Here is a 15729-nt window from a genome sequence, read left to right as displayed (position 1 = left end):
GCGACGGCGTAGGCAGTAGCCGCCGCGGCGGCGTAGGGGGCGGTGCTCCGTGCCGGGGCCTCGGCTGGTTGACTGGCCACATGCAACTCGCCGAGGCACTCATCGAGCGCGCCGACCTGCAGAAGCGCATCGAGCAACTGCGCGGCCGCATCGCCGCGAACGCCCGCTACCAAGAGGGCGAGGAGCCCGACGAGGACGCCCGCGAACTCCTCGCCGAGGCCGAACGGTCGATCGACGCGCTCGAGGTCTTGCTCGCCCGCATCAACGCGACGAACGCCAGCACCACCGTGGCGTCCGGGCAGACCGTCACCGCACTGCTCGCCCGACGCGATGCCCTGCGGCTGCGGCACGCGCTCGTCACCGGAGCGGCGGACGCCACGGCCGGCACGAACGGCGGCTACCGACAGCTCCGCAGCGAACTCCGCACGTTCGCCGCGCTGCCGACCGCCGAGCTCCGGTCGCGTGCCGACGCCCTGGCGAAGGAGATCCGCGAACTCGACGCGGTCGTCCAGCGCACCAACTGGGAGGTCACCCTGGTCGACTGAGCAGCGGGCGGTGCGTCGGTAGACGGACCGGGGCGGGTACGGACCCGACGACCGGCGGGCAACCCGGTCACCTGTCGGCGCAGTGGGCAGCGCCATGGCGAGAGCCGTGCACATCGCAGCCCAGTACGGCGCACCAGGTACGGTGCACACCGCACCACGCACAACCGCGTACCGACCGGACCGACGAGGGCGGGACAGGGGACAGCACCGCCCCACCCTCGACGGGTCAGGAGCAGTCGGCCTTGGTGAAGGTCGTGTCGAGCGTCTTCGAGGTGCCGTCGAACGCGTAGGTGTACCGCATGTCGACGCCCTCGTCGAGGAGGTCCTTCGTGTCGCTGTTCGAGCAGAGCGTCGGGCCGACCGAGTCGCGGATGGCGCTCTCGGTGATCGACGCCGGGTCGACGCTGGACGACACCGTGTAGTCGTAGTGGATCGCGTTGCCCTCGGCCTCGACGCCCGTCCACGACGTCACCGAGTCGACCTGCTTCGGCAGGTCGCTCTGTTCGCGGATCTGCACGACGGCCTTCGAGACCTTCTCCTCCGTCGAGTCGCTGAACGCGGCGGTGAGCGCCTGGCGGACCAGGAACGCGACGACCACGGCGACGACGACGCCGAGCAGTGAGATGAGGACGCGCTTGCCACGGGACTGCTTGGGCGGCGGGGCGTACGGGGCTCCGGCGGGAGCGGGCTGCGCGTACGGCTGCTGGCCGGGCTGCTGCTGCGCCCAGGGCTGCTGGCCCGGCTGCTGCGGACCGGGCTGCTGTGGGCCGGCGTTCGGCTGCGGCTCGGACCCCGGGTAGGGCGGCGGCGTGTTCGTCATGGTGTTCCCCCTCGTAGCGGTGCGCGGCCTGACACCGTCATCCGGCATCGGGTCCCTCCCCGAAACGGGCCGCGGACACCTGAGCAACCATCCAAGCACAGGCCGGAGCGCCGCAACGCGCCTGTCCGGCCCCAGCGACGCGTCAGGCGGAACGGCGAGCTGCCCAGCGGCCCTCGGACCGCAGGATCGCGAGCGGGAAGTCGAACGCGTGCGACACCGCCGACGACGTGATGACCTCGTCCGCCGTGCCCTGTGCCACCACGGAACCGTCACGGAGCAGCATCGCGTGCGAGGTCGACACCGGCAGGTCCTCGAGGTGGTGCGTGACCATGACGCTGCCGAGCTCGGGGTGTCGGTGCCGCAGCGCGTCGACGGTCTCGAGCAGGTGCTCGCGCGCGGCGACGTCGAGCCCGGTCGCCGGTTCGTCGAGCAGCAGCAACTGCGGCTCGGACATCAGCGCCCGTGCGATGAGGGTCCGTCCGCGTTCGCCCTGGGACAGCACGGGCCAGCGTGCGTCGCGTCGTGCGGCGAGCCCGACGTCGGTGATGTGCTGCTCGGCCAGTGCGACCTGCGCGGCCGTGGGCTCCCACCGCATCATGAGGTCGGTGGTGCCGGTCAGGCCCGTCAGCACCGTCTCGAGCACGGTGAGCGGGGAGAGCATCCGGTGCCGCGGGTCGACGTGGCCGATGTGCTCACGGAGTTCGCGGACGTCGACGCGTCCGAGGCGTCGGCCGAGCACCTCGACCGTGCCCGCCGTGGGGTGGCCCGTCGCCCCGAGCACCGCGAGCAGTGTCGACTTGCCGGCGCCGTTCGGTCCGAGGAGCGCCCAGTGCTCACCGCGGCGGACGGTCAGGTCGACGTCGTGCAGCAGGTCGCGGCCGGAGCGCGTCACACGGACGCCCTCGGCACGGAGCAGGACGCCGTCGGCGCGGAACTGGGCGCCCGCGGCGCGGGACTGGTCGGTGTCGGTCACGACTCCATCGTGGCCGACGTCAGCGCCGTTCGGTGCCGTCCGCCAGCGCGCCGCCCTCGGCGACGAACGCGCGGGCCTGCACGGTGTGCTCCTCGACGGTGCTGCTGAGCGAACGGATCACCGCGGCCGCTGCCTCGCCGTCGCGCTTCGAGATCGCCGCGCGGAGCGGGTCGACGAAGTGCTTGACGTCCCAGAACATGCCGCTCTGGTGGGTCAGGGCGAGGAAGTTCGCGCGGGGCAGCAGCGAGGTCGACAGCTGGACCAGCAGGTCGTTGTCCGCTGCACCGATCAACTGGGTGACGACCGCGCCGACCTGTGTCGAGACGTCGCCGGCCCGCTCCTGCTCGGCGGCTGTGCGCAGGGCTTCCAGCGTGTCGACGAGGCGTGTGGCCGCAGCGTCGTCGAGCTTCGGGACGGCCCAGCGGGCGGCGAGCTCCGTGACGCCGGCGAGCACCTGGATGGTGTCGTCGAACTGCTTGGCGGTGGGCGACGCGACCCGGGTGTACCGGTTCGCCTCCATCTCGACCAAGCCGTAGTCGACGAGCTTGGCGATCGCCTCACGGATGGGCGTGCGACTGACCCCGAGCCACTGGACCAGTTCGTCGTCGTTGAGCCGTTCGCCGGCCTGCAGCGTGCCGTCCTGGATCGCGGCCAACATCTTCTCGAGGACCACGTCGCGGAGCAGCTTGCGCGGCGAGTTCTCGACGGTCGACTTGGGTACCGGCATGACGGACTCCTCGTGTCACGGACGTTTGGTATCCAAACCCTAACGTGTCAATATGCAAACGTTTGCGGAATAACAGCATCCCAGAACATCAGCCACGCACGTCGACCACGGTGCGTCCGTGCACCCGACCGGCGACCACCTCGGCGCCGATCTCGATCGCCTGCTCCGGGGTGACGGTCCGGGTGACACCCGCCAGCAGCGCCGGGTCGAGGTCGGTCGCCAACCGCTCCCACGCCCGGTGCCGCAGCTCGGACGGGGCGTCCACCGAGTTGATGCCGAGCAGCGACACCGCACGCAGGATGAACGGCAGCACCGTCGTGGGCAGCGCGGAGTCCTGCGCGAGCCCGCACGCCGTGACGGCTCCACCCCACCGGGTGCCGGCCAGCACGTTCGCCAGGGTGGCCCCGCCGACGCTGTCCACGGCGCCGGCCCACGCGGCACGCTGCATCGGCTTGCCGGGCTCGGCCAGGGCACCCCGGTCCACGACCTCGGTCGCGCCGAGGCGTCGGAGCGAGGCCTCGTTGGTGCTCCGGCCGGTCGACGCGGTGACCTCGTACCCGCGCGCGGCGAGCAGGGCGATCGCCACCGTCCCCACCCCGCCGGACGCACCGGTGACGAGCACCGGCCCGGCACCGGGCGCGACGAACCGTTCGAGCGCGAGCACGCTGAGCATCGCCGTGAACCCCGCCGTGCCGATCGCCGCCGCGAACGAGTCCTCGATCGCCTCGGGCAGGACCACGAGGGAACCGGACGGCACCACCGCGTGCTGGGCCCAACCACCGTGCCGGGTCTCGCCGAGCCCGGCACCGTTCAGCACGATGCGGTCGCCGATCGACACGTCGTGCACACCCGGTCCGAGCGCCGACACGGTCCCGACGACGTCGATGCCGGGCACGAGCGGGTCGACCCGCGCGACGCCAGGGTTCCTGGCGAGGGCGAGGCCGTCCTTGTAGTTGACGCTCGAGTACGTGACGTCGACGAGGGCTTCGCCCTCGGTCGGATCGGGCAGGTCGACGTCGGCGACGGTGGGCGGGGCTGAACTGGACACGACTACGGCGCGGGTCATGCGCCGGACGCTACCCCGGGCCTCCCGGCCAGCGGTCCGTTCTTTCCCAGAACGCGCGCGATCCCTGGCGGAACCGGGCGTACCGGGCCGGAAAAAAGGACCAGGTACGCCCGAAACGGCCAGGTACGCGTGCAGCGAGCGCTCAACCGAACATGATGGCGGCTTCGTCGAACCGCGCCTGCGGCACGGTCTTCAGCTCGCCGAGCGCCTCGTCGAACGAGACGTGCACGATGTCGGTGCCCTTCAGGGCGACCATCCGGCCCCATCGTTCCTCGACCACCGAGTCGATGGCCGCCAGGCCGAGCCGCGTCGACAGCACCCGGTCGTACGCGGTCGGCGTTCCGCCGCGCTGGATGTGCCCGAGGGTCGTGGCACGCGTCTCGATACCCGTCATCTCCTCGATGAGCGGCGCGAGGCGCTCGCCGATGCCACCGAGCCGCGGACGCCCGAAGGCGTCGAGCCCGCGCTCGGTGTGCGCGTTGTCCTCGTGGTCGGGGACGAAGCCCTCGGCCACCACGACGAGCGGTGCACGCCCGCGGTCGTAGGCGGCACGCACCCACTTCGCGATCTGCTCCATGCTCGTCTTCTGCTCCGGGATCAGGATCGCGTGCGCGCCCGCGGCCATGCCGGAGTGGAGGGCGATCCAGCCGACGTGCCGGCCCATGACCTCGGCGACCATGCAGCGGGAGTGCGACTCGCCGGTGGTGCGGAGGCGGTCCATCGCTTCCGTCGCGATCGCGACGGCGGTGTCGAAGCCGAACGTGTAGTCGGTGGCGCCCAGGTCGTTGTCGACCGTCTTCGGGACGCCGACGATCTTCAGCCCGGCGTCGGTCAGGCGCTTCGCCGCGGCGAGCGTGCCCTCGCCGCCGATCGCGACGATGGCGTCGATGCCGTGGCGGTCCAGGGTCTTCGAGATGTTCTCGACGCCGCCGTTCGGGCCCTCGAAGGGGTTCGTGCGGCTGGTGCCGAGGATCGTGCCGCCCTGCTTGGCGATGCCCTGGATGTCCTTGCGGCCGAGCGGGACGATGTCGCCGTCGACGACGCCGCGCCAGCCGTCCCGGAACCCGACGAACTCGTGGCCGTGGATGGCGATGCCCTTGAGGACGATCGCGCGGATGACCGCGTTCAGACCGGGGCAGTCGCCTCCGGAGGTGAGGATGCCGATGCGCATGGGAACTCCGTCGTCGGGTGGTGCGGGTGGGGGTCGTGGGGGACTGCGACCATCATGACTGACGGTGGTTGCGCATTACCATCCCGGTGTGACCCTGCTCGACTCCGCCTCGTCGTCCGGTGACGCGTCCGGCGCGTCCGCTGGTGCGTCCGGTGACGCATCCGGTGCTCCTGGTGCGTCCGGCGATGCGTCTCGCGTCGACACCGTGTACCGACCGGGAGGCCCGGTGAACGTCACGTCGACCCTGCGGCCCCTGCAGCGCGGCTCCGGCGACCCCGCCTACAAGGTGGTCGGCTCGGACGTGTGGCTCGCCCTGCGGACGCCCACCGGCCCCGCTGCCGTTGCGATCCGGCCGGCCGGCGACACCATCGCGGTCTCGGCGTGGGGCGACGGTGCCGCGTGGGCGGTCGAGCACGCGCCGGAGCTGCTCGGTCGCGGCGACGACTGGGACGGGTTCGACGTCTCCGGGCACGCGTTCCTCGCTGCCGCCCGACACCGGCAGCCCGGACTCCGGCTGCTCCGGACGAACACCGTCGTCGCGATGCTCGTGCCGGCGATCATGGAGCAGAAGGTGACCTCGCGGCAGGCGTGGGGCGCATGGCGGTACCTGCTCCGGCGGTACGGCACGCCCGCGCCGGGTCCCGCGCCGGACGGTCTCATCGTGCCGCCGACGGCCGACGAGTGGGCGCGGATCCCGAGCTGGGAGTGGCACAAGGCCGGCATCGAGCCCGGACGGTCGGCGACGGTGATGCGCGCGGTGCGTGTGGCTCCGGCGCTCGAACGGACGCTGACGCTCGGTCGCGGCGGTTCGGTCGTGTCGGCGCGGCTCCAGTCGATCCCCGGCATCGGGAAGTGGACGGCTGCCGAGACCGCGCAGCGCTCCCACGGCGACCCCGATTCGCCGAGCGTCGGGGACTTCCACGTCCCCGCGCTGGTCGGGTGGGCGCTGACCGGGGGACCGGTCGACGACGACGGGATGCTCGAGCTGCTCGAGCCGTGGCGGGGGCACCGGGAGCGGGTCGTGCGGCTGATCGGCGGCTCGGGGTTCCGGAAGCCGTCGTTCGGGCCGCGGCTCACGATCCAGGACCACCGCGGGCACTGAGCGGTCGCGCGCTGCTCGCTTTCGTCCGCACCTGTTTCGCGACACGACACCAGGTGATCACGTGGTGTCCTGTCAGAGAACCGGTGTCGCGCCGGGTCAGGGGTGGCGGACGCCCTCGCCGGCCAGCACGGCGCGGTAGCCCTCGCGGAACGTCGGGTACTGCGGCGCCCAGCCGGTCGACCGGAGCAGCGCGTTCGACAAGCGCTTGTCACCACCGGACTGCCGGGCACTGCCATCGCCGGTGAGCGGCTCGGGCACGCTGAGCTCCGCGGCCAGGAACCGCAGCACGTCGTCGAGTCGGCTCGGTTCGTCGTCGGTGCCGAGGTACGTCGGCGCCGGGTCCTCCACGGTCGCCAGGTGCACGAGCGCGGCGGCGGCGTCGTCGCGGTGGATCCGGTTCGTGTGCGGCGAGGCACCCGGAGCCAACCGGGCCGAACCGGAGCGGACCTGGTCGATCAGACGCTCACGACCCGGACCGTAGACACCGGACAGGCGCACGAGCACGGCGTCGGGAGCACGATCGCGCAGCAGTGCCTCGGCGTCGACCAGGACCTCGGCGGTCGGGGTCGCACCGTGCGCCGGGGTGTCCTCGGTGACCTCGCTGCCGTCGTCGACGTCGTACACCGCGGTCGACGACACCACGAGCAGGCGTGGATCGGCGTCCGAGGCGTCGATGCCGTCGAGCACGTTCCGCAGGCCGTCGACGTAGGTGGCGCGGTACTCGTCGACGTCACGGCTGCCCGCGGCGAAGGCCACGACGACGACGGTGGTGTCGGCGGGGATCTCGGGGACCTCGTGCCGCAGGTCGGCGCTGCGGCCGGTGAGCGGCACCGGGACCAGTTCGGCGCGGCGTCGGAGGCCGATCACGTGGTGTCCCTGCTGCGCGAAGCGGAGGCCAGCTTCGGTCCCGAGGTCGCCGCAGCCGGCGATCACGACGGTGTCGTTGTTCTGCACCCGTCGACCTTGGCACGGGCAGCTGGTGGACGCTCCCGCGCCCGGCCTGCTGCCGCTCAGAGCACCTTCCGTCAGTCCGAGGTACGAGCGGGTTCTTCGTCCTTCGCCTCGACGCCGTCGTGGCGCATCCGCACGACGCTGGCCAGGGTCGACAGTGCCATCGCGGCGATGATCACGATCAGGGAGACCCAGGTGTTGATCTCCGGTGCCCACTCGATGTGCTCGCCACCGTTCAGGAAGGGCAGCTCGTTGTCGTGCAGTGCGTGCAGGACGAGCTTCACACCGATGAACGCGAGGATCACCGCGATGCCGTACTTCAGGTAGACGAGCCGCTCCAGCAGCCCGCCGAGCAGGAAGTACAGCTGCCGCAGACCCATCAGGGCGAAGACGTTCGCGGTGAACACGATGAACGGGCTCTCGGTGATGCCGAAGATCGCGGGAATCGAGTCGAGTGCGAACAGCAGATCGGTGGTGCCGATGGCGATCAGCACGATCAGCAACGGGGTGAAGTGCCGCACGCCGTCGTGGGTGGTCCGGAACTTCATGCCGTCGAACGTGTCGGTGAGGCGCACTCGACGGCGGAGCAGCCGGACGATGAAGCTGTCCTTCTGGTCGTCGGCATCGTCCTCGCCGCGGAGCTGCTGGATCGCCGTCCAGATCAGCCAGGCGCCGAAGATGTAGAAGATCCACGAGAAGTTCTCGATGAGCTGGGCGCCGACGAGGATGAAGATGCCGCGCAGCACGAGCGCGATGATGATGCCGAGCATCAGCACCTCTTGCTGGATCTTCTTCGGCACCGAGAACCGCGCCATGATGATGACGAAGACGAACAGGTTGTCGATGCTCAGGCTGTACTCGGTGAGCCAACCGGCCAGGAACTCACCCGCCGAGTCGCCGCCCGCGAACACGAGCATCAGGACCGCGAAGACCAGCGCGAGCCCCACGTAGACGCCCACCCACGTCGCCGACTCGCGCAGCGTCGGCACGTGTGGCCGGCGCGCGACGATGAGCAGGTCGGCGAGCAGGATCGCGACGATCGCGATCAGCGAGCCGACTTCGAACACGACGGGGAGTTCGGGCATCTGGTGCGTTCCTTGCTGGTGATGGGCGGGCTCTCGAGCACGGCCGGGCTCGGGTGCTGTCCCCTCTAGTGTCGGGGACGTTCGTACACCGAGCGACCGCGTCCCGCGTTCAGTGACCGGGGCCGTCGACCGGTGGGTCCGCTGGGAACGGCCGTCGTGCGACCCAGATCTGTACTCCGACGAGCACACCGAGCATCCCGCCGAAGCACAGGAACACCCATCCGGCCGCCGGGTGGCCGCCACTGATGAAGACCGCACCGATGACGAACCCCGCGGCGGCTCCGAGCCCGTGGAACACCAGCGAGACCACCGTCCAGCCCGGACTCGCGTTCATCGACAGCTGAGCGTCCCGGACCCATCCCGCATCCCGCGTGCGCCGGAGCACGACGACCGTCGTGGCGATCGAGACGCCGACGGCCACCAGCAGCATGACCAGTTCCACGGCGCATCGACCTCCTCCGGCATCGTCGTCACGTCGACGGTGAACGATCCAGACTGCCACCTCGTTGACCGGGTATGGGACTCCGCACACGCACCAAGGTCATCATCGGCATCTCCACCGGCGTCGTGGTCATCGCGGCCGCCGCCGTCATCGCCGGTCCGTCCATCTACGCGAACACCGTCAACGGACAGGCCGCCGCCGCACCCTCGCTGCAGGCGACGTCGTCCGCCAGCCTCGACGCGGCGGACGCCGACGGCACCTGGACCAGCACGAAGACCTCCTACGCCGGCTACCGGGTGCACGAGGTGCTGCAGGGGAATGATGTGAACGTGGTCGGACGCACGAAGGACGTCGAGGGCACCGCCGAGGTCGACGGCGGCTCCCTCGCGACGGCGACGGTCACGGTCCAGGTCGCGAAGATCTCCACGCCCGAGTCCGCGCGCGACGCCTACTTCCGGGACACCGCGCTGGAGACGGACAAGTTCCCGACGGCGACGTTCACGCTGACGAAGCCCGTCGACGTCTCGACGGCGCTCGACGGCAGCACGCAGGACGTCACCCTGACCGGCACGATGGACCTGCACGGCGTCACGAAGGCCGTCACCGCCGACGCGCAGGTGGCGGTCGGCAAGGCCGGCACCGTCCAGGTCGCCGGCTCGGTGCCGATCACGTTCGCCGACTACGGCGTGAAGTCGCCCTCGCTCGGCTTCGTCACCGTGGACGGGAAGGGCTCCGTCGAGTTCTCCCTCGACCTGCAGAAGTGACCGTGTCGAGTCGTTCCGCCGACGAGCTGCTCGCGACGCTCTACCGCGAGCACGGTGACGCGCTCACCCGGTACGTCCGGCACCTGACGCGGGACGGCTCGGTGGTCGAGGACGTCGTGCAGGAGACCATGGTCCGCGCCTGGCAGCGCCCAGCGGTGCTGGAACGCGCGCCGGACAGCGCGCGCGCCTGGCTGTTCACGGTCGCGCGGAACCTGGTCGTCGACGACGCGCGATCAGCTCGGAACCGCCGGGAGTTCGGCACCGAACACCCCGTCGACCGCGCCGAGTCGGACCGCACCGACGCCGTGCTCGACCGCATCGTCGTGGCCGACGCGCTCGCATCGCTCTCCCCGGACCACCGCCGCGTGGTCGTGGACGCCTACTGGCTCGGCCACACGGTGCCGGAGATCGCACGACGACACGACATCCCCGAGGGCACCGCGAAGTCGCGGCTGCACTACGGGCTGCGAGCCCTGCGGCTCGCACTGCAGGAACGAGGAGTGACCCGATGAGCGACGACCGGTACGCAGAGTGGGACGCGGCGTACGTGCTCGGGTCCCTGAGCCCGGACGAACGGCTCGAGTACGAGCAGCACCTGGAGACGTGCGACCGCTGCACGGCCGCCGTCGCCGAGCTGGTCGGCCTGCCCGGTCTGCTCGCCAAGCTGCCGGCCGACCAGGCGATCGAGATCGCCGAACCGGACGGGAGGCCCGACACCGGTTCCGAGAGCACCCTCGCCTCGGTCGCGCACCGCGTTCGACACCGTCGCCGCCGTCGCCGGGTCTGGGTCGCCGCCACCGCGGGGCTCGCGGTGGTCGCTGCCGTCCTGGGCGGACTCGCCGTCGGCACGGCGGGGGACCGCGGCTCGGTGCAGGCCGGACGTGACGTCTCGGCATCGGCGACTGCGGACCGCTACGACATGACCGGCGCCCAGGGATTCGACGTCGACCTGGCCGTCAGCGGTGAACAGTGGGGCACCCGCTTCGACTGGGGTTGCTCGTACGGCGGCAAGGAGTGGGCGGCGGACGGCTCGGTCATGTACGACCTGGTCGTGGTGCGGTCCGACGGCACCGCGCAGATCGTCGGCTCGTGGACGGCTGCGGGCGAGGACGCGAAGGGACTGTCGGCGTCGACGGACATCCCGCGCGACGACATCGCGAGCGTGCAGGTGCGGCTCCGCGGCGAACAGGGCGCCCTCGCCGTCGTCGACCTCTAGCTCCCGTCCCGCCCCGCCGCCCGCCCGCCCCCGAGCCCCCGAGGTTCCGAAATCTCGGCATCTCGGCGCAGCTCAGGGCCGTTCATGGAACCTCGGCGCTCCCCGTGCGGCGAGTCGTGGAACCTCGGCGGAAGCGCGCGGGAGAGCCATCGCCGGGGACCGTGTTGAACGGCGCGCGCGGAGCGGCGGTGCGTGACGACCGAGTCCGGGTCCCGAGGTTCCGAGATTTCGGAACCTCGGCGCGGCAAGAGGGCGTTCGTGGAACCTCGGCGCTCCCCGTGCGGCGAGTCGTGGAACCTCGGCGGAGGTGCGGGGGCAGCTAGCCCGAGACGGCCTCGTCCGACACGTCGGGGCCGATCGCGTCCTGGACGCGCGCGCTGACGGACCGGAGGGTGTCCGCGTCGGTCCCCACGGGCCTCCAGAACAGGTCTTCCAGCGCACCGGTGTGCGCGCGGATGCCGGCGAGCACCGCGCGGCGGCCGTCGGTCGTCATCTCCACCCAGCTGCCGCGGCCGTCGGTCGGGCAGTCGGCGCGTCCGACCAAGCCGCGGGAGACCATCCGTGTGACCTGGTGGCTGACGCGCGACTTCTCCCAACCGATGCCGGCGGCGATGTCGCGGACGCGCAGCCGGTGGTCCGGCTCGCGCTGCAGCCCGATCAGGATCTCGAACTCGGGGATGGAGATGCCGGCGCCCGCCTGGACGGCCTGGTCGAGCGCTCGGTCGAGGCGTCGCCAGACGTCGTGGTAGGCGTCCCACGTCGCCCAGTCGTGGCCATCGTTGCCCTGCGTCGACATGCCGACCAGCGTATCCACCGTGGGGACCGACCGACCCCGCCGCCGCGTCTTTCATCCGTCCGGATGACCCGAACGGGGCGCTGCGGAGCGATCCGTCCGGCCCGTACGATGACCGGGCCGTGCAGCGCTCGGCGCGATGAGACAGGAACCCGCATGACGAACCCGTACGCACAGCCGCCGATCACACCGGTCCGCCCGACGAACACCCTGGCGATCATCGCGCTCGTGCTGGGGTTCGTGGTGCCCATCGGCGGGGTCGTCGTGGGGCTCATCGCGCTGCCGCAGCTGCGGCGGACGGGCGAGGCCGGACGCGGTCTCGCGATCACGGGCATCGTCGTCGGCGCGGTCATCTCCGTCGTCACGGTGCTGCCGCTGCTGCTCATGCTGCCGGAACTGATCCGGGTCTTCGGCTGACGTCATCCCCCAGGACGGTTCCGAGCCGACGTGCGGCGCGCTCCAAGGTGAGGTCGGAGGTGCGGCATACGATCGGAGCATGCCGAGCGCCCGCCTCCAGGACTGCACCGACGACGCCGTTGCGCTGGTCCGCAAGTGGCTGGCGGCGTCCGCCGGGGCGAAGCCGGACGCCGGTGCCGCCCGTCTCGCCGAGGCCCTGCGCGACGAGCGTGGCCTCGACTTCACGCGCAGCTTCGTCGACAAGGTCATCCGCCCCGAAGACCCCCGGGTCGCGGCCCGCAACCTCGAGCAGGTCAGCCGCGACGTCCCCGACTTCCTCGCCTGGTACCTGCGCGGTGCGGTGACCCTCGGCGGCGGGTTCGCGACGATGGCGCCGTGGGCGGTCATCCCCACCGCACGGCGGATCCTGCGCCGGATGACCGGCCACCTGGTGATCGACGCGAGCACGGCGAAGCTCGGTCCGGCGCTCGCCAAGGTCGGTGGGCCGGGCACCCGGCTCAACGTGAACCTGCTCGGCGAAGCCGTGCTCGGCAGCGCTGAGAGCGACCGTCGGCTGCAGGGGACGATGGACCTGCTCGCCCGCGACGACGTCGACTACGTGTCGATCAAGGTCAGCTCGGTCGTGCCGCAGATGTCGATGTGGGCGTTCGACCAGACGGTCGAGCGGGTCGTCGACCGGCTCGTGCCGTTGTACCGGCTGGCGGCGGCTCCGCTGGCCTCCGGCGGTCAGGCGAAGTTCATCAACCTGGACATGGAGGAGTACCGCGACCTCGACGTCACCCTCGCGGTGTTCCGGACCCTGCTCGACCGTGACGAGTTCGCGGGGCTGCAGGCCGGCATCGTGCTGCAGGCCTACCTGCCCGATGCCGCCGGGGCGCTCGAGTCCCTGACGACCTGGGCGCAGGAACGCCGGGCCCGGGGTGGCGCTCCGATCAAGGTGCGGCTCGTCAAGGGCGCGAACCTGGCGATGGAGCACGTCGACGCGATCGTGCACGACTGGCCGCTCGCGACCTGGGGCAGCAAGCGCGAGACCGACTCCGCCTACCTGCGGCTGCTCGACGCCGCGCTGACCCCGGAGCGCACCGACGCCGTGCGCATCGGGGTCGCCGGCCACAACCTGTTCGACCTGGCGACCGCGTGGGTGCTCGCCCAGCGCCGCGGGGTGACCGACGCGGTCGACGTCGAGATGCTGCTCGGCATGGCGTCCACGCACGCCGACGCCGTCCGCGCCGACGTCGGCCAGATCCTGCTCTACACGCCCGTCGTCCAGCCGGACGAGTTCGACTCCGCGATCGCGTACCTCGCCCGCCGCCTGCAGGAGAGCTCGAGCCCCGAGAACTTCATCGCCGCGGCGTCCGACATCGACCACGACGCCAGTGTGTTCGACCGCGAACACGGCCGGTACCTGGCGTCGGTCGCGGCCCTCGACGAGCCGGTGCAGGCGACACACCGCACCCAGGACCGCCACCGGGCGCTCGGCGAGCCGGTCCTGCGCGACGCCTTCCGGAACGCCCCGGACACCGACCCCGCCGTCCCCGCCAACCGTTCGTGGGCGCTCGACGTCCTGCGCCGGGTACCGCGCTCGCAGCTCGGCGCGCAGACGATCCGCGGGGCCAAGGTGGCCGACCGCTCCAAGCTCGAACGGATCATGGCGCGCACCGCGCAGGCCGGCGTCAACTGGGGGCGGCAGGACCCCTCCGACCGTGCTGAGCTCCTCGACCTGATCGGGCACGAGCTCGAGACCCGCCGCGCCGACCTGATCGAGGTGATGGCGGCGGAGACCGGGAAGACGTTCTCCGAGGCCGACACCGAGGTCACCGAAGCCGTCGACGCCGCCCACTACTACGCCGAGCGCGCCCGCCGCCTCGGCGACGTCGAGGGTGCCCGCTACGTCCCGCCACGCCTGACCGTCGTCGTGCCGCCGTGGAACTTCCCCGTCGCGATCCCCGCCGGCGGTGTCCTGGCGGCGCTCGCCGCGGGCAGCGGAGTCGTGCTCAAGCCCGCGCCCGAGGCGAAGCGCAGTGGTGCGCTGCTGGCCGACGTGCTCTGGGACGCCGGTGTGCCGCACTCGTTGCTGCAGCTCGTCGACCTGGCCGAGGACGAACTCGGCCGCGACCTGGTCGGGCACCCCGCCGTCGACCGCATCATCCTGACCGGCTCGGCCGACACCGCGCGATCCTTCCGCTGGTGGCGCGCGGGTCTGCCACTGAGCGCCGAGACGAGCGGCAAGAACGCGATCGTCGTCACGCCGAGCGCCGACATCGACCTCGCGGTGCAGGACATCGTGCAGTCCGCCTTCGGCCACGCCGGCCAGAAGTGCTCGGCGGCGTCCCTGGTCGTCCTGGTCGGCACGGTCGGCGAGAGCGAACGCTTCCGTCGGCAGCTCGTCGACGCCACGCGCACGCTCCGGGTCGCCTGGCCCGACGACCCCACCGCCCAGGTCGGCCCGGTCATCGCCGAGCCCGAGGGCAAGCTGCGGCAAGGGCTCACCGAGCTCGGGCCGGGGGAGTCCTGGCTCGTGCAGCCGACGGCCCTCGACGACTCCGGGCGGCTCTGGTCACCCGGCATCCGCGACGGCGTCCGCCCGGGCAGCGACTTCCACCAGACCGAGTACTTCGGCCCGGTGCTCGGCATCATGCGCGCCGAGACGCTCGAGCAAGCGATCGCGATCCAGAACGGCACGGACTACGGCCTGACGGCGGGGATCCACTCGCTCGACGCCGACGAGGTGGCGGACTGGCTCGCCAGCGTGCGCGCCGGCAACCTGTACGTGAACCGCGGCATCACCGGTGCGGTCGTCGGCCGGCAGCCGTTCGGCGGCTGGAAGCGGTCGTCGGTGGGCACCGGCACGAAGGCGGGCGGACCGATGTACGTCGCGACGCTCGGCCGGTGGGAACCGGTCCCGCGCACGGTGCACAAGAGCATCCAGCTGCATGGTCTCCCGCCACGCGTGACCTCGGTGATCGAGGCCGCACGCAGCGGCTTGTCGTTCGAGGAGTTCGACCAGGTGCGGGCCGGTGCGCTGAGCGACGTCCGTGCACGCGAGGAGCTGTACGGCGGGTCGCACGACCTGTCGGGGCTCGTGGTGCAGCGGAACGTGCTGCGCCACCGACCGCAGTCCGTCATCGTGCGGCAGGCCGAGGACGCCTCGGCGGGTGACCTGGTCCGCGCGCTCGTCGCTGCCACGGCTGCACGCGCCCACGTCCTGCTCAGCACCGCCCGCCCGTTGCCCGGTCCACTCAGCCAGCTGCTGGCCTCGAGTCGGTCGCCGCTGGACGTCGTCGACCACCTGGTCGAGTCCGACCAGGACTTCCACGCCCGCGCGTCGTCCGGCGCCGTGTTCCAGGCGAACTGGACGAGCGGTGAGGACGACGAACCCGTCGACGCACTCGGGGACATGCTCGCGCAGGGGCAGGACCGACCCGTGCACACGGCGTTCGGCGGCCCCGGGGCACGGATCCGGCTCATCGGTGGCGATGCCCTGGCGCTCGAGGAAGCCCTCGGGGCGAGCATCGACGTCGCGATCCACGACGCGCCGGTGGTCGAGGCCGGGTTGATCGAGATGCTCCCGTTCATCCGTGAACAGTCGGTCTCGATCACCGCGCACCGGTTCGGGGACGTCGACGCGGACTTCGCTGACCTGCGCGTCTGACGTCC

General features: G+C 71.6%; 16 protein-coding genes. 7 read left to right on the top strand and 9 right to left on the bottom strand.

Features of this window, described 5'->3' with window-relative positions; all coding sequences use genetic code 11:
* Positions 1-80 precede the first annotated feature (80 nt).
* On the top strand, positions 81-545 hold the full coding sequence (locus ITJ69_RS12435) for a DIP1984 family protein (protein WP_123339224.1): 465 nt from the start codon (positions 81-83) through the stop codon (positions 543-545).
* 226 nt (positions 546-771) lie between these two features.
* Here ITJ69_RS12435 and ITJ69_RS12430 read toward each other — a convergent pair whose 3' ends face one another.
* From ITJ69_RS12430 to ITJ69_RS12410, 5 genes are all read right to left on the bottom strand, one after another.
* The gene (locus tag ITJ69_RS12430) at positions 772-1365 is read right to left on the bottom strand and encodes a hypothetical protein (RefSeq protein ID WP_111083775.1); all 594 of its coding nucleotides are present in this window, start codon (positions 1363-1365) and stop codon (positions 772-774) included.
* Positions 1366-1507: 142 nt separating this feature from the next.
* Positions 1508-2338, bottom strand: a complete 831-nt coding sequence (locus ITJ69_RS12425) for an ABC transporter ATP-binding protein (protein WP_323743093.1) — start codon at positions 2336-2338, stop codon at positions 1508-1510.
* 19 nt (positions 2339-2357) lie between these two features.
* Positions 2358-3065 (bottom strand): GntR family transcriptional regulator, encoded by a 708-nt coding sequence (locus ITJ69_RS12420; RefSeq protein ID WP_123294516.1) that lies wholly within the window; start codon positions 3063-3065, stop codon positions 2358-2360.
* An 88-nt stretch (positions 3066-3153) separates the two neighbouring features.
* Positions 3154-4131 carry an acryloyl-CoA reductase gene (locus ITJ69_RS12415; protein WP_194672907.1) on the bottom strand — a complete coding sequence of 326 codons (978 nt, stop codon included), beginning with the start codon at positions 4129-4131 and terminating at the stop codon, positions 3154-3156.
* A gap of 142 nt (positions 4132-4273) precedes the next feature.
* Positions 4274-5302 carry a 6-phosphofructokinase gene (locus ITJ69_RS12410; protein ID WP_111083779.1) on the bottom strand — a complete coding sequence of 343 codons (1029 nt, stop codon included), beginning with the start codon at positions 5300-5302 and terminating at the stop codon, positions 4274-4276.
* A gap of 94 nt (positions 5303-5396) precedes the next feature.
* Between ITJ69_RS12410 and ITJ69_RS12405 the strand changes: the two genes are divergently transcribed.
* A complete protein-coding gene (locus ITJ69_RS12405; RefSeq protein WP_228505577.1) occupies positions 5397-6404 on the top strand; it encodes a DNA-3-methyladenine glycosylase 2 family protein in 1008 nt (335 codons plus the stop codon).
* Positions 6405-6500: 96 nt separating this feature from the next.
* On the opposite strand, the gene ITJ69_RS12400 is transcribed toward ITJ69_RS12405, so the two are convergent.
* The 3 genes from ITJ69_RS12400 to ITJ69_RS12390 all read right to left on the bottom strand — a co-directional run bounded on the left by ITJ69_RS12400 (position 6501) and on the right by ITJ69_RS12390 (position 8882).
* Complete coding sequence (locus tag ITJ69_RS12400) at positions 6501-7358, bottom strand: NAD-dependent epimerase/dehydratase family protein (protein WP_194672906.1); 858 nt, start codon at positions 7356-7358, stop codon at positions 6501-6503.
* A gap of 71 nt (positions 7359-7429) precedes the next feature.
* Positions 7430-8440 (bottom strand): TerC family protein, encoded by a 1011-nt coding sequence (locus ITJ69_RS12395; RefSeq protein WP_123294520.1) that lies wholly within the window; start codon positions 8438-8440, stop codon positions 7430-7432.
* Between the two features lie 109 nt (positions 8441-8549).
* Positions 8550-8882, bottom strand: a complete 333-nt coding sequence (locus tag ITJ69_RS12390) for a hypothetical protein (protein ID WP_194672905.1) — start codon at positions 8880-8882, stop codon at positions 8550-8552.
* Between the two features lie 74 nt (positions 8883-8956).
* On the opposite strand from ITJ69_RS12390, the gene ITJ69_RS12385 reads away from it, so the two are divergent.
* Genes ITJ69_RS12385 through ITJ69_RS12375 form a run of 3 tightly spaced genes read left to right on the top strand, consistent with a single transcriptional unit; the run spans position 8957 to position 10862 of the window.
* The gene (locus ITJ69_RS12385) at positions 8957-9646 is read left to right on the top strand and encodes a YceI family protein (RefSeq protein ID WP_194672904.1); all 690 of its coding nucleotides are present in this window, start codon (positions 8957-8959) and stop codon (positions 9644-9646) included.
* Positions 9643-10158: a sigma-70 family RNA polymerase sigma factor gene (locus ITJ69_RS12380; protein ID WP_194672903.1), complete on the top strand. Its 516-nt coding sequence runs from the start codon at positions 9643-9645 to the stop codon at positions 10156-10158. Before ITJ69_RS12385 ends, ITJ69_RS12380 begins: the two co-directional genes overlap by 4 nt.
* Complete coding sequence (locus ITJ69_RS12375) at positions 10155-10862, top strand: zf-HC2 domain-containing protein (RefSeq protein WP_159573720.1); 708 nt, start codon at positions 10155-10157, stop codon at positions 10860-10862. Before ITJ69_RS12380 ends, ITJ69_RS12375 begins: the two co-directional genes overlap by 4 nt.
* A 319-nt stretch (positions 10863-11181) precedes the next feature.
* Here ITJ69_RS12375 and ITJ69_RS12370 read toward each other — a convergent pair whose 3' ends face one another.
* Positions 11182-11658 (bottom strand): MarR family winged helix-turn-helix transcriptional regulator, encoded by a 477-nt coding sequence (locus ITJ69_RS12370; RefSeq protein WP_131844964.1) that lies wholly within the window; start codon positions 11656-11658, stop codon positions 11182-11184.
* A 153-nt stretch (positions 11659-11811) separates the two neighbouring features.
* Here ITJ69_RS12370 and ITJ69_RS12365 point away from each other — a divergent pair, with 153 nt between their 5' ends.
* Positions 11812-12072, top strand: a complete 261-nt coding sequence (locus ITJ69_RS12365) for a DUF4190 domain-containing protein (protein ID WP_159572816.1) — start codon at positions 11812-11814, stop codon at positions 12070-12072.
* A gap of 79 nt (positions 12073-12151) precedes the next feature.
* Positions 12152-15724 (top strand): proline dehydrogenase family protein, encoded by a 3573-nt coding sequence (locus ITJ69_RS12360; RefSeq protein ID WP_194672902.1) that lies wholly within the window; start codon positions 12152-12154, stop codon positions 15722-15724.
* Positions 15725-15729: the final 5 nt, after the last annotated feature.

The organism is Curtobacterium sp. VKM Ac-2887 (assembly GCF_015350935.1).
GTDB lineage: Bacteria > Actinomycetota > Actinomycetes > Actinomycetales > Microbacteriaceae > Curtobacterium.
This window is presented reverse-complemented; position numbering and strand designations above follow the sequence as displayed.

Coding starts and splice junctions, on each gene's coding strand:
- ITJ69_RS12430 (WP_111083775.1), bottom strand. CDS start 1,365: ATGACGAACACGCCGCCGCCCTACCCGGGGTCCGAGCCGCAGCCGAAC.
- ITJ69_RS12375 (WP_159573720.1), top strand. CDS start 10,155: ATGAGCGACGACCGGTACGCAGAGTGGGACGCGGCGTACGTGCTCGGG.
- ITJ69_RS12365 (WP_159572816.1), top strand. CDS start 11,812: ATGACGAACCCGTACGCACAGCCGCCGATCACACCGGTCCGCCCGACG.
- ITJ69_RS12435 (WP_123339224.1), top strand. CDS start 81: ATGCAACTCGCCGAGGCACTCATCGAGCGCGCCGACCTGCAGAAGCGC.
- ITJ69_RS12395 (WP_123294520.1), bottom strand. CDS start 8,440: ATGCCCGAACTCCCCGTCGTGTTCGAAGTCGGCTCGCTGATCGCGATC.
- ITJ69_RS12410 (WP_111083779.1), bottom strand. CDS start 5,302: ATGCGCATCGGCATCCTCACCTCCGGAGGCGACTGCCCCGGTCTGAAC.
- ITJ69_RS12415 (WP_194672907.1), bottom strand. CDS start 4,131: ATGACCCGCGCCGTAGTCGTGTCCAGTTCAGCCCCGCCCACCGTCGCC.
- ITJ69_RS12385 (WP_194672904.1), top strand. CDS start 8,957: ATGGGACTCCGCACACGCACCAAGGTCATCATCGGCATCTCCACCGGC.
- ITJ69_RS12360 (WP_194672902.1), top strand. CDS start 12,152: ATGCCGAGCGCCCGCCTCCAGGACTGCACCGACGACGCCGTTGCGCTG.
- ITJ69_RS12420 (WP_123294516.1), bottom strand. CDS start 3,065: ATGCCGGTACCCAAGTCGACCGTCGAGAACTCGCCGCGCAAGCTGCTC.
- ITJ69_RS12370 (WP_131844964.1), bottom strand. CDS start 11,658: ATGTCGACGCAGGGCAACGATGGCCACGACTGGGCGACGTGGGACGCC.